The sequence below is a fragment of the Nitrobacter sp. NHB1 genome, assembly GCF_036964665.1.
In the GTDB taxonomy this organism is placed as follows: domain Bacteria; phylum Pseudomonadota; class Alphaproteobacteria; order Rhizobiales; family Xanthobacteraceae; genus Nitrobacter.
This window is the reverse complement of record NZ_JBAMDA010000001.1, coordinates 3,293,651-3,306,651: the sequence shown is the minus strand read 5'-3', so window position 1 is coordinate 3,306,651 and position 13,001 is coordinate 3,293,651. Positions and strand designations below refer to the sequence as shown.

The following is a 13,001-nucleotide window of genomic DNA, read 5'->3' as shown; positions in this document are numbered from 1 at the left end:
CCGGCGTCTGCGAAGACGATGGCCGAATCTGCGCATCGTCCTTGCGCTATGGAACGCGCCGCCGGAACTGCTGACCGACGAATCCCTTTCAGCGCTCAAAGCCGATACTGTCGTGACTTCGGTTGAGGAGGCGGTTCGTCGTATTCACCGCATCATCGACCCCGAAGAAGCCAAGGCAGCCCAAAAAGCCACCGTGCCTGACAACGACGCAGAGCGTGTCGACGCGCTAAAAGCGACCGGGGTCTTGGAGGGTGAGAAACGTGAAGCTCTGGATGCACTCGCCAAGCGTGCCGCCGACGTATTCAACACCAGCGTTGCCGTGATCACCGCTATCGACAAGGGTCGCGAATACTTCGTCGGACAAAGTGGAAAATTGCCAGACGCCATCACCGATAATGCAGGCACGTTGCTAGCGATGGACCGCGATCACGCGATCTGCAACTACGTCGTAGCCAACGACAAGACGCTAGTCGTTTCGGATATTGAGCGCGATCCGCGCTTTGCCGATAACGAGACGATCGCGCAATGGAACATGCGCTTCTACGCCGGTTCGCCGCTACGCGCAACCGACGGTCTGATAATCGGGGCACTGTGCATTCTCGACTCCAAACCCCGCACGCTGGAAGACAATGAAGTCGCATTGTTGGAAGATGTGACTTTCGCAATGGGACCGGGTCCCTCATAGCGCGTTCATTCCGCCTCGGTCGCTTTCAATGCGTCGCCCGATCGCCTACTTCTGTCCCGATGTCAATCGGCCCTTTAATTGCCTTATGTTGTCAAGCCTCCTTGCGACGCCGGCACTGGGGTCATGGTCCTTTCCGAGGTCGCTAGGCGCCTCATGATGATGTCCGGGTCGGGTGCCTCAACGTGTTCAGCGGAGTGCAGACTAACCGCCACCAGCCGATTGACCGAGGTCACCACGACGACCGTCCCAGCGGGACATCGCCGACCCGGCGGACCGGGCCAGGAACTTGCAAAATACGTCAGGCCGGCTTCGCGCCCCAATCGAACGACGTGCCGTCGACCCAGATACAGTGGAGAACCACCGCGATCTTCCGGGCGATGGCGACCTTCGCCTTTTTCATTCCGATCCGTTTTGCAAGCTTCATTCCCCAGGCTTTGAGGGAGGACCATTTTTTGGTCCGATAAAGCAAAACGGTTGCTGCTTCGAACAGGTAAGTTCGGAGTAACCGGTCGCCCCATCGCGATATCTTGCCACTAGTGTCAATCTCACCAGATTGATTGCGCCGAGGTGTAAGGCCGAGATAGGCGCCGACCGAGGAAGCCGATCGGAAGCGGGACGGTTCATCGATAGTATGGCGGAATGTTAGGGCGGTCACCACGCCGACACCAGGCACCGTCATCAAGCGGCGCGTCGTCTCGTCCGACTTCGCCAAGCGGCGGACATCGTCGTCGAACTTGCTTTGCTGCTGACAGATATGCTCATGAATCGACAGGAGCGGCGCAATCACGCTGAGGAGGTGATGATCTTCACCCAATAGCTCGCTGACCTGATTGCGGAACTGTCGGCCGATGGCGCGGGGGAATAGCAACCCGCATTCCTTGATCAGACTGCGGACCTGGTTCTCGATATCCCGGCGCATGGACACGAGCCGGGCTCGCGCGACGAGTATCGAGCGGATCCTCTGGCTTTCCTCGCTTTTAACTTTGACTTCTCGATACCAACCGACCCGCACCAATTCAGCGAGACCTCGCGCATCGTTCTGATCGCTCTTGTTCATACGCACCGACAGGGCGGCGTGTGCATGCCGCGCATCAATGCAAACGACCGGAAGCTCGACCCTCCGAAGTTCGTGCCAAAGCCAGCTCGCCATCGCACCGGTCTCAAAGCCAATGCGCTCCGCCAGTGGCGCATGTTTACGAAGCAGCCTAGTCAGATCGCCGGGATCAGACTTGGCCTTTCCCTCGAAGATTAATTGCCCAGTCTCGCTGACCACGCATACTGCGGTTTCTCTCTGCGAGACGTCCAGCCCGACGTATTGCTTCATGACAGCTCCTCCGAATCATTTGATTGCGAGAGTTCAACGATAACGGAGCTTTTGTGCCGCGAGCGCCGACCGCAATTACGTCATCGTGTTCAAATTTGACCCCATATCGGCGTCCAATTTTGGCTCTGACGCAACTTCGATGACGGTTTGCCGCAACTAGATGGCGCCTATCAGCCGGGCTTGCAGGAGGTCGATCTTCGCCCGCCCATACATCTGGCGTTTTACGAGCTTTAGTTTCGTGATCTGCCCTTCTGTCTGGCCATTGGACCAAGGTTCGGTGATGGCGGCACGGACGGCGGCCTCGTCCCTGATGATGCCACTCGCAAAAGAGCCGATCAGGCTCAAGCTGGCGGTGGCGATCCACGGATCGAGATCAGCAACGAGCTTCTTGCGCACCATGGTCTGGAAGCTTTCGACGAGCATGCGGGCTTCGACGAGTGTGGGAACGCGCGCCTCGATGGCGGCGATGGTGACCGTATCTGCTTTACTGAGATTGTCGCGCGCAGTGGTCATCAATCGGGAGATTGTTCTCGCGGATGGCACTTTTTGCAGTTGTTGATTGGTCGCCTTCTCGGCCCGTCGTCGCCGTGTCGTCCACTCACTGACTACGCGCAAGGAGCCTTGGAAGCCTTGCCCTTGCAAACGACGCCAGAGCTCTGCGCCGTTACGGCAGCCCTCGTTCCATTGCGCATCCAGAAAGGGCAAGTGGGCATCGAGCGTGCTCTGCCGTGTCCGGAAGACATCCGTACTCTCGCCGCGACTGACTTGGCGAACGAGTTTACGGCTGTGTCCTGTTCGACGGACGATCTCCTTGAGTGGCACTGCGTCTCCGACGAGCGCCATGATGGCGGCATTCGTCTGCTTGCGCCGGAGATACCCTTCATACTGCAGCCTTTCCGCGCAAGTGAGCAGTTTTGGATTGATCGTCGTCGCACCGATTGCGGTGCGGATCACCCCCATGGAACGGCGCACCGCGTTGAGGAAGGCCGCGCTTGCGTTCTCCATCAGGTGCCAACGGTCGGCGACCTAGACGGCGTCGGGCAGCGCCTTTTCCGCGGCCTCACCGTAGCCGCCGCCACGGTCGCGCGATACGACCATGATCTCCGGATGGTCGGAAAGCCAAGCCCGCACCGTTGCAATCTCGCGATCTGGAAGCAGGGTTACGATCCGCCGTCTCTCCAGATCGCACACGATTGTTCCGTAGCGATGGTTCTTGCGAAAAGCCCAGTCGTCAATGCCGGCGACGATCAGAGGCTCCGTTCTCGGGCGCGTTCGTCGCCTAACAACCCGCAGCAGAGTATCGTTGCTCACCGGCAGCATCAGTCGCTTGGCAAAGCTCGCTGCCGGCCTGCCGCCGAGTGTCAGCCCCAGATGGTGGACGATGCATTCCAGCCGTCCCGTCCGGCGCGACCGGGTCGGGAGAACATCGTCCCCGAACCGTTCTGCGAAAATCCGCCGCCGACAATGAGGTACCTCGCAAACGAACCGTCGCGTGAACACGCGAAGGCGTATTTGCTTACCTGCACACGGCAAATCCGCGACTTGTCTATCGTATCGGCTATGGATTCGGCGCGATCTCGCCCCGCACAATGGGCACTCGGCCATGCCGCCGTCGGATCGGACGGCTAAAATAATCGAGTCAGATGAATCACTTACGCTCTCGATAACCAACCCGCTCGGCACAAGCGACGAAATTCGAAGACCGGCTCGCATGGCGCTGATTCCCCCGTTGGAGAACCGCAAGATCGGCAGAAAACTCATCAGATGTGAGTCAGACCCCAACCGTGACCCCGCAAAATTCATCGTTTTTCCCATGGATGCAATATGTTGCGCGCCATACGAGGTGGGGTCATTGTTGGACGCGATTCTGCAGGCTACGGGGGCGAGGCGCGGGAACCATAGCGATAGCTCGGCGTTGTTCCGAGGCTGCCTCCCCTGCCCTGGCAGCCTTGCGGCCCGTCCTTTCATTCTCGAATGGCCAGGGCCGCGTCATTCTAATGGAGGTGACGATGGGACGAGGACTATTGCTTTGGCTTATCGGCGTGCCGATTCCGGTAATTATCCTCTTGTGGCTGTTCTTCGGCCGCTGACTTTTCCATATCCGCTCCTTTCCGGCGCCATTCTGAAGCGAGCGTCCTCAATAAAATTGCATTCGGAGACCGGGCTAAGTTGCGGACACTTATTCTTTGGGGGTAGATGTCCCGTATCTTGCTCGTGGTCATCGCGATCGGTATGTGGTGCTGATTGTCGCGCTGATATGGCTTGCCTTTGCGCCAAGGCTCGCAAAGGCTCGCCTGTCCGTCGTCAGGTAATTTGAGACTGATCAGGCGTTTCGAGAAGAGAGGCTCTGGTTCATCAGGGGTTAGAGTTTAAGCTGCCTGCAGCCGATGCTGCAAGCGACGGGCTGCGATGGTAGCAAGCTTGATGCGTCTGCGTTCTGCGAGGATGGTCTCCGCTCGGCCGAAGTAGACGTCGGCTGGTGTGACGTTGTCGATGCTCTCATGATAGCGAACTTGATTGTAGCGGTCGACGAAGGCGCCGATCTGTCGTTCGAGATCGCCTGGTAGATAATAGTTTTCGAGCAGAATGCGGTTCTTCAGGGTCTGGTGCCAGCGCTCGATCTTGCCCTGGGTTTGCGGGTGATACGGTGCGCCCCGCACGTGCTGCATGCCCTTTGTCTTTGAGCCAGTCGGCCAGATCGCCTGCAACATAAGACGCGCCATTGTCGCTGAGCAGCCTCGGCCGGTGCGCAACGGTGATGTGATCAAGGCCCGATGCCGCCAGCGCCTGATCGAGCGTGGCGGTGACGTCGGAAGCGCACATCGTAGGACCGAGTCTCCACGCCACGATGTAGCGCGAGAAGTCGTCCAGCACCGTCGACAGATAATACCAGCCCCAGCCGGTGATCTTGAGGTAGGTGAAGTCCGTCTGCCAGAGCTGGTTGATCGCGGTGGTCTTGTCCTTGAACTCGTTCGCCGCCTTGATCACCACATAAGCCGGGCTGGTGATGAGGTCATGGGCCTTCAACAGCCGATAGACCGAAGCCTCCGAGACAAAGTACTTTCTCTCGTCGGTGAACCGCACGGCCAACTCCCGCGGCGAGAGTTCAGGAAGCTCCAGCGCCAGGTCAATGATCTGGCGGCGGACATCGTCCGGGATGCGATTCCAGACGCGGTCCGGTCGTGAACGATGATCAGCCAGCGCTTCAGGTCCGCCATTACAATAACGATCATACCAGCGGTAGAATGTGGCGCGCGGGACGCCGAGTTTGTCCAGCGTGCGCTTGGCCGGTAGATGTGACTGCTCGACCTGCTCGATGATCTCGGCCTTCTCGGATGCGGGATATCTCATGCCTGGTCTTCCCCATCCCCGTTCATGCTTATGGAATGGCTCGCCCCTCCTTCCTGGCGCATTGATGCTCAGGATCCATCAAGCATAGGAGTAGAGCAATGCAGATCGCAATTCTGGGTATCGACCTCGGGAAGAATAGCTGCAGCATGGCAGGTCTCGACGACGCGGGGCGCGTTCTCCTGCGCCGTCGCGTGCGGCGTGAGAGCGTAATTAAATTCGTTTCGGGCCTGCCGGCCTGTGTGGTTGCAATGGAGGCTTGTGGTGGGGCTCATCATCTCGGACGCCTGTTTCAGAAACAGGGGCATGAGATACGGCTAATGCCACCGGAATATGTTCGTCCTTACGTCAAAGCGCAGAAGAACGACGATCGTGACGCGGAGGCGATCGCCGAGGCCGCCAGCCGGCCAACGATGCGTTTCGTTGAACTGAAAAGCGAAGAACAACTCGACATGCAGATATTACATCGCGCGCGTGATCGCCTTGTTGCAGAGCGAACAGCGCTCATTAATCAATTGCGGGCCATCTTGCTGGAGCGTGGGATCATCATGTCTCGAGGCCGCAGAAAGCTGGAAACTAGCCTCGCGGTGCTGATGGACGCAGATATTGCTCCTGTCAGCCCAAGAATCCGAACCCTCATCGAGGACATGCAAGGTCAATGGCACGATCTGGATCGTCGCATCGCGGCGTTTGATGAGGAGTTTAAGGCTTATGCCCGCTCGGACAAAGCATGCAGGCTTCTGGTGACGATCCCGGGTGTGGGTCCTTTGAACGCAACAGCTTTCGTGGCGGCGATCGACAATGCGCAGGCCTTTGGCCATGGTCGGGATCTTGCTGCCTGGCTTGGTCTTGTGCCCCGTCAGATGACGACCGGCGGACGGCCTAAACTCTTGGGGATCAGCAAGAGAGGAAATAGTTACTTGCGAAAGATGCTGATCCACGGTGCCAGAGCAGCGTTGCCGACGCTGTCAAAAGGCCAGACAATCCTGGGAAGCTGGCTGCGGAATTTGTTGGCAAGAGCGCATATCAACAAGGTCGTCGTCGCGCTGGCTGCCAAGATGGCGCGGATTATCTGGTGTGTGCTGCGGAACGGTACCGCTTTCAAGGCAGCGGCGGTGAGAGAGCCTGCATAATCACAACCGGTCGAGGACTGTTCAACATATAAGACGTCCAAGACCTTCGAATGTCTGTGGGTGGTAGTGTGAAGATGGCCGACAGTCGAACGGCATTTCGAAAACCTGATTAAAAAAATGGCGATAATCGCCGTCATGCTTATGAGGATCGGAATGCGCGGAGCTCCATCTTGGCCAGGATACGTTCCTGAGACCGGATACGTTGGTGCAGATTGATCAGCCAAATTAACAAAACACTTGCAGACGGGGCGAGCCATACGTTTTTTAAGCAGACGGTTCTCCAGGGTGAGATCGGCAACGACCTCTTTCAAAGCGGTGGCCTCACGGCGAAGATCCTTCACCTCGCCAGGCGTTGCGGCTCGCGCAGTGTCACCGGCCAATCGGCGTTTGCCGGCCTCCAGGAACTCCTTGGACCAGCCATAATACATCGAGGCGGCGATGCCTTCCCGGCGGCACAGCTCGGAGATGTTCTCCTCGCCGCGCAGTCCTTCCAGCACGATGCGGATCTTCTCCTCCGCCGAATACTGCCGACGCGTCTGGCGCCGGATGTCCTTCAGAACTTGTTCTGCGGGCGCCTTGCCCGGTCCGGATTTCTGTCTCATCTTCGCTCCTTGCGGCTACGATGAACCAGAAATCCTCCCTTCGGAAAGTCCCTCAATTTGTCTCAGGGGTGCTGACGGCGAACACTGCCAGGCAAACAGATCATGAAGGGAGCGCCATGGCTTGTACCGGTCGAAGCTCTCGACACAGAAGCGGTTCGGATAGGGGTGCAGAAAGTGATCGACCGACGCCCGAAAGTTTTTGAAGAGTATCAATATGATAAAGTTGTCCGCCTTCCCGGCATCTAATGGAGTGATGCATTATGAATCGCAGTGGGCGGATCGGATCAAGATTTTGGTCTGGGATCGCACGGGCCTGGTGTTGGTGCACAAGCGGCTCGAAGGCTGCAAGTTCGTGTGGCCCAAGATTGCGGATGGCGTGATGCGGATATCGCCGGCGATGTTCGCGGCATTGTTTGAAGGTCTCGATTGGAGGTTGGTCCGACCTGAGGAGGCGCGCCGTCCTCAGGTCGCGGGATAGCTGCGGCAGAGTGACTCGGAAGCTCTTTGCGCATGGCGAGAACGGCGGCGATGTGCTGGAAATAGCGCATGAGCACCGCGACGCTGCGCGACGAAAACGAACGCTTGAAAGCGCTTCTGACGCAAACGCAAGCAGCGTTGAGCGAGCATCAGGCGGCACTGGCAACGTCGGAAGAGGCGCGGCGCCGGCTGGAGGTCATCCTCGGTGAACTCCGCCGGGAGAAGTTCGGAGCGAAGTCCGAGAAGCTGCGGCCGGATCAATATCATTTACCGCTGGAAGACGTGGAGATCGCGCAGGGCGTGCTCGACGCGGCGCAGGAGAAGGCCGCGGCGATCATCCAGGGCCGCTCGCGCGGCGGATCGGATCGATCGTGCCATCGCAATCGGGGCCGCCTGCCTGCGCATTTGCCACGGGTGGAGCGGATCATCGAGCCGGCGAGCACGCTCTGCCGGTGCGGCTGCGGCGGCGCGATGACGAAGATCGGCGAGGACGTCAGCGAGCGGCTCGACGTGATCCCGGCGCAATGGCGGGTGCTGGTGACGCGCCGCCCGAAATACGTCTGCCGTAGCTGCTCGGGCGCTGTCGTGCAGGCGCTCGCACCGGAGCGTGTCGTGCCCGGCGGCCTGCCGACCGAAGCTGCGATCGCACAGGTGATCGTCTCCAAGTTCGGCGACCATACGCCGTTTTATCGTCAGGCCGAGATCTATGCCCGACAAGGGATCCGGCTCGATCGGGCGACGCTGGGGAACTGGTCAGGCCGCGCCTGCTTCCATCTCCAGCCTGTTGGGGATCGGATGCATCGCCACCTGGCTGCGGCGGATCGCCTGTTCATGGACGAAACCACGGCGCCGGTGCTCGATCCGGGGCGCGGCGCGACGAAGAAAGGCTACTTCTGGGCGATCGTCTCCGACGATCGCGGCCATGGCGGTCCTGGTCCGCCGATCGTGCTGTTCCGATATGCCCCCGGCCGCAGCGGCGCCTTCGCCGAGCAGTTCCTCGACGGCTGCAACGGACGCTTCCTGCAGTGCGACGCCTATGACGGATATAAGCGGCTCACCGGGGTCGTTCGACCGCAGGGACCGTGGACGCTCGTGTATTGCTGGAGCCATTTGCGCCGGCGCTTCGTCAAATTGGTCCGCAACAGCGAGTCGCCGATCGCCGAGGCCACGGTTCGGCAGATTGCGCAGCTTTACGCCATCGAGGCCACGGTCCGCGGCTCATCGCCGGACATCCGACTGGCCGCGCGCAAGGAGCACTCGCTGCCCATCGTCGCCGCGTTGAAACCCTGGTTCGAGAAACAGCTCTCGATGATCTCGAGCGGCTCGACGCTCGCCGAGGACATCCGCTACGCGCTCAATCACTGGCCGGGACTGACGCGCTTCCTCGATGACGGGCGTCTCGAACTCGACACTAATCCGGTCGAGAACGCGATCCGGCCGATCTGCTTGACCAGAAAAAATGCGCTCTTCGCAGGCCATGAGATCGGAGCCGAGAACTGGGCATTGCTGGCGTCGATCGTGGCGACCTGCAAGCTTCTGTGGTTGCCGCCTGTGGTGCAAGAAGTTTCCGAGCCGATGTGCAGGTGATCGAATGCGGTCTTCTGTCAGGCCTTTGAATACGGCATGTCAGAAGCCGCTGGCCGGTATGGTGATCTGCGGATCGGGTCCAAATCTCAACGTCGAGCTTCAAAGCTCTGAGCTTGCAACTGGTTTTCCTGATCCAGATCGGTTCGATCATTTGCCCATTCGGGTCGTCGTCTTCTCTTACACCCCCCTATCCGACGTCAGGCAGATTTGGTGGTATGTTGATCATGCCGCCACGGCCTGCGTCGAATCTCGGTAATCTTCATTCCTGATCATCAACGCCCAAATGGTTCGCGCCATCTTGTTGGCTAAGGCGATCGCCACGAGCATCCTCGGCTTGCGCGCCGTCAGGCGAGCCAGCCATGAGTCTGCCGGGATTGATTTACGGCCGAGCCAGCTCAGTCGCGACATGGCACCGATGATCAGCATTCTGCGGATATCAGACTGTCCTGCCTTCGAAACGCACCCGAGCCGCTCCTTGCCGCCAGAAGAGAACTGGCGTGGGACCAGACCGAGCCATGCAGCAAAGTCGCGACCACGGCGAAAGCTCTCCATCGGCGGTGCGAAGGCTTCAACGGCCAGAGCGGTCAAGGGGCCGACCCCTGGAATGGTCTGCAATCGTCGCGCCGCGTCAGCTTCGGCCGCGAGCACTTTGATCTTGGCGGTCTTGGTATTGATGCGGACCGTCTTCTCGGCGATCTGCTCCAGCAGGTCGCGGCACTCTGCCAGCATCAAAGCAGGCAAGTCGTTATTCGGCTCATCCAGGATTTCTACGATGCGCTTGATCTGGTGAATGCCCTGCGGAACAACGTGACCGTATTCGTAGAGGCAGGCCCTGAGGGCATTGACCAGTTCGGTGCGCTGATGGACGAGCCGTTCACGGGCGCGAAACAAGACCGCCCGGCTTTGCTGCTCGGCAGTCTTCGGGCCGACAAAGCGCATCTCGGGCCGCTGGGCCGCGATCACGATCGCCTCGGCGTCCGCTGCATCGTTCTTCTGGCGCTTCACGAACGGCTTCACGTACTGCGGAGCAATCAGTTTCACCTCATGACCAAGCCGGATCATTTCGCGGGCCCAGTAATGGGCGCTGCCGCAGGCCTCCATCACCACCAACGCTGGCGGCTGTTCAGCCATGAATCTGGAGAAGCTCTGCCGCGACAGCTTCTTGCGAAACTTGAGCTCGCCCGCCATCGATGCAGCGTGTAGTTGGAAAACGCTCTTTGCTAGGTCGATGCCGATTATTGTATTTTTCGTCACGGTTGCCGTCCTTCCGCTCAGTGGCTGTTAACATCCACTTTCTTGGCACATTGCGATGCCGTCTAGGGAGGGCGGCAACCACCCCATCTCAACGACGTCAACCCCGTCGCCTACATCGCCGAAACACTCGAGGCAATCATCGCCGGCCACCCGCAAAACAAAGTCGACGACCTCATGCCATGGAGATTCCGCAAAACGTCAAGCCAGCATCAATAGGGTCCCGAACGAGCGCTTACGAATAAGACGGGCTAGTTGGGCTTCGATGATGCTTTTACTTCATCGGCTGTTCTAACGGATCGGGCACCCCAGAAATGGGGTGCCCTTTTCGTTTTAGATCTTCGCGCCTGCTAAGGCGAACCGAAACGCATCGAGCGGCCTCCGACTTGGAGGCTCGAAACCTTTGGGCATCGTGACGACCCACTTGTTGCGGTCGTTTAGAGCTCCTTCCACCGCAAAGAAGTTTTTTGGTTACGAGAAAGCTGTGCACTTTCCTGTAGGCACAATGAAGCCATGGTAGACTCTAGGCAGCCAGTTCGATTCGTCGGTTTTGGAATCGTGTGGCGCAGTTGCGTTTGAGTGTCCCACTCCGCCATGCGCCTCCACAACCGAAGGAGCGTCGCCATGTGGCTCTTAAAACAAAAGCCCCCAAGGACTAAGCGCGTCTGCAAGTTTTGCGGCGGATGCTACGGGCTAACCCGGCCGAACTTTCCCTACTGCTCGACGTACTGCGTCGCGTGGGAGGAAAATCAGAAGATGACGCCGGTTGTTGCCGACCCGCACGACGACCTTATCGCCGCGCTCCGCTATCCCTAAGCGCTCGTGCAGGCAACTTTAGAGCGTCGACAGAGTTGCCATAACGGTACTTGGTTTTCGGACCCGTACCGCATGCCTCATAACTGAGGAGCGTAATATGCGGCTATTAAAAACTGAACCTCTGAGAGCGCAGCTGGTCTGCAAGTTCTGCGCCGGCCCTATCGGAGCGGCACAGCACCACGGCCCGTTCTGTAGCGCCTACTGCGAAGACTGGTACGAGCGACCGCCGGAGCAGCTTGAAGCAGTCCTCCAAAAGCCTCCAGAAGCCCTGCCGTTCGATTAAATGCTCGCTGCATGCAAGACCTTGTCGGCTACCCCTCGTTCCGGCAAGCCAACTGACCTCCACTTCACGGTGGAGGTTCCTTTTGTGCAAGGAATTGTTCCAAGCGGGTACGAACATGGGTAAGCCGTTTTGCAGGCTTTTGGAATTGTGAAGCTCATCAGAGGGTTAGGCCGTTGCTGGGGTTCCGCCCCTGCGGACATTCTTGACGACTGTGGCCTTGAACGGAAATCCAGCGACGTCGAGCACATGACGGTGCTTTGACGGTAGCGGAAGTCCGGCATGACGGCAGCGAGATAGGCGCGTGCGATCACGTCAAAAAGTTTCTTCTCGTCGATCGAAAGCCGTGGCCAGATAATTCGCAGATCGTCGACCGTATTGACGTTGGGGATGACGGCATGATGGCTGGCGCCTTCGAGTCCCTTGTCGTGGAACGATCCGTGTGCACCCTTTCGGATAACGGGCGGTGTCGGCACGGGGATTGTACTGAAAGATCGCCCCACCCGCAGGCCAGCCACGATCTTTGGCACGTCCGGGATCAGGGTCTCCGGCAGGTAACGAACCTCGGCGCGAGGATATGTGATGATCTTCTTGCCGTGGCCGTCATAGAGCTCCTGCGCCACTTCGAGCGTCTTGGCGGCTGACCAGCCGAAGCGCGATGAGCAGAGTTTCTGCAACGAGGGGAGATCATGCAGCTTTGTCGGGCCTTGCTTCTTGTCCTCGACGCGCACGCCAAGCGGGCCGTGGAAACCCTGAGCGGCCTTGACGACGATATCGGCATTCTCGCGCTTGATAATTCTGTCTTGCGGCGCGTGCCGCATCTGGAATTCACCTGCGGCAACATTCGCGGTGGCGACAATCTCAAAATACGTGACGGGCACGAAGTCACGGATTTCCAGCTCGCGCTTACATACGATCGCCAACGTCGGCGTCTTCACCCGGCCAACCCCGATCACGCCGCGTGCACCCTGCCCGAGGATCACGGTCGCAGTGCGGGTGAGGGAGAGGTTGTAAATCTGGTCAGCCTGCCGGCGCGCCACGGCGGCGGCGTAGAGGCGAGAATATTCTGAGTTTGGCTTCGCCCGCCCGAAGGCGTCGCGAATGGTCTGCGAATCCTGCGCCGTGAACAGCACCCGCATGACCTCGCCGCGGTATTTGTAATGCTCGAGGATTTCCTGACCGATGAGCTGACCCACACGATCGCAATCGGTGGCGAGCCAGACTCGCTTGGCGGTGCGTAGCGCCTCGCGAATGGCCTTGAGCTTTGATGCCTTCTTGCCGCCATCGCCCGGCCGGGTACCGTAAAGCCCTTCCGGACGGAGCAGGATCGGCGACCAGCGCTTCCACTCCGGTACCGCTTCCTCTGGTTCCACCAGATCAAACAAGTGGCCTTCGGCTGGAAGGATGTCGCCGTAGCGAGACCCCACGGCAGAGCGGACGTCTTTCGCCTGGCGGCGATCATCGCTGCGATAGAGCCGAATGACGGGTCCTCTGGGAC

General features: G+C 59.2%; 7 protein-coding genes and 5 pseudogenes. 5 read left to right on the top strand and 7 right to left on the bottom strand.

What is annotated here, in order from left to right:
- The coding region (locus V4R08_RS15485) for a GAF domain-containing protein (protein WP_335580131.1) at positions 1-685 on the top strand (685 nt) is incomplete at its 5' end.
- A 298-nt stretch (positions 686-983) separates the two neighbouring features.
- Here V4R08_RS15485 and V4R08_RS15480 read toward each other — a convergent pair.
- The 3 genes and pseudogenes from V4R08_RS15480 to V4R08_RS15470 all read right to left on the bottom strand — a co-directional run.
- The gene (locus tag V4R08_RS15480) at positions 984-2,009 is read right to left on the bottom strand and encodes an IS110 family RNA-guided transposase (protein ID WP_335577975.1); all 1,026 of its coding nucleotides are present in this window, start codon (positions 2,007-2,009) and stop codon (positions 984-986) included.
- A gap of 156 nt (positions 2,010-2,165) precedes the next feature.
- A pseudogene (locus V4R08_RS15475) lies at positions 2,166-3,722 on the bottom strand (ISL3 family transposase).
- A gap of 656 nt (positions 3,723-4,378) precedes the next feature.
- Positions 4,379-5,390 (bottom strand): annotated as a pseudogene (locus V4R08_RS15470) (IS3 family transposase); the annotation flags it as partial.
- A gap of 68 nt (positions 5,391-5,458) precedes the next feature.
- On the opposite strand from V4R08_RS15470, the gene V4R08_RS15465 reads away from it, so the two are divergent.
- On the top strand, positions 5,459-6,490 hold the full coding sequence (locus V4R08_RS15465) for an IS110 family RNA-guided transposase (RefSeq protein ID WP_335580039.1): 1,032 nt from the start codon (positions 5,459-5,461) through the stop codon (positions 6,488-6,490).
- Positions 6,491-6,741: 251 nt separating this feature from the next.
- Here the strand turns inward: V4R08_RS15465 and V4R08_RS15460 are convergent.
- Positions 6,742-7,092: pseudogene (locus V4R08_RS15460) on the bottom strand (transposase); the annotation flags it as partial.
- A gap of 214 nt (positions 7,093-7,306) precedes the next feature.
- Between V4R08_RS15460 and tnpB the strand changes: the two are divergent.
- Together tnpB and tnpC are read left to right on the top strand one after the other, a co-directional pair.
- Entirely contained in the window at positions 7,307-7,570 is a 264-nt protein-coding gene (gene tnpB / locus V4R08_RS15455; protein ID WP_335580130.1) for an IS66 family insertion sequence element accessory protein TnpB, read from the top strand.
- Positions 7,571-7,638: 68 nt separating this feature from the next.
- Positions 7,639-9,156, top strand: a complete 1,518-nt coding sequence (gene tnpC / locus V4R08_RS15450) for an IS66 family transposase (RefSeq protein WP_335580129.1) — start codon at positions 7,639-7,641, stop codon at positions 9,154-9,156.
- Positions 9,157-9,378: 222 nt separating this feature from the next.
- Here tnpC and V4R08_RS15445 read toward each other — a convergent pair whose 3' ends face one another.
- Positions 9,379-10,410: an IS110 family RNA-guided transposase gene (locus V4R08_RS15445; protein ID WP_335580128.1), complete on the bottom strand. Its 1,032-nt coding sequence runs from the start codon at positions 10,408-10,410 to the stop codon at positions 9,379-9,381.
- Between the two features lie 99 nt (positions 10,411-10,509).
- On the opposite strand from V4R08_RS15445, the pseudogene V4R08_RS18260 reads away from it, so the two are divergent.
- Positions 10,510-10,626: pseudogene (locus V4R08_RS18260) on the top strand (transposase domain-containing protein); the annotation flags it as partial.
- Positions 10,627-11,502: 876 nt separating this feature from the next.
- On the opposite strand, the gene V4R08_RS15440 reads toward V4R08_RS18260, so the two are convergent.
- Both V4R08_RS15440 and V4R08_RS15435 read right to left on the bottom strand, forming a co-directional pair.
- On the bottom strand, positions 11,503-12,642 hold the full coding sequence (locus V4R08_RS15440; RefSeq protein ID WP_335580127.1) for a DNA topoisomerase: 1,140 nt from the start codon (positions 12,640-12,642) through the stop codon (positions 11,503-11,505).
- A 27-nt stretch (positions 12,643-12,669) separates the two neighbouring features.
- Positions 12,670-12,984: pseudogene (locus tag V4R08_RS15435) on the bottom strand (toprim domain-containing protein); the annotation flags it as partial.
- Positions 12,985-13,001: the final 17 nt, after the last annotated feature.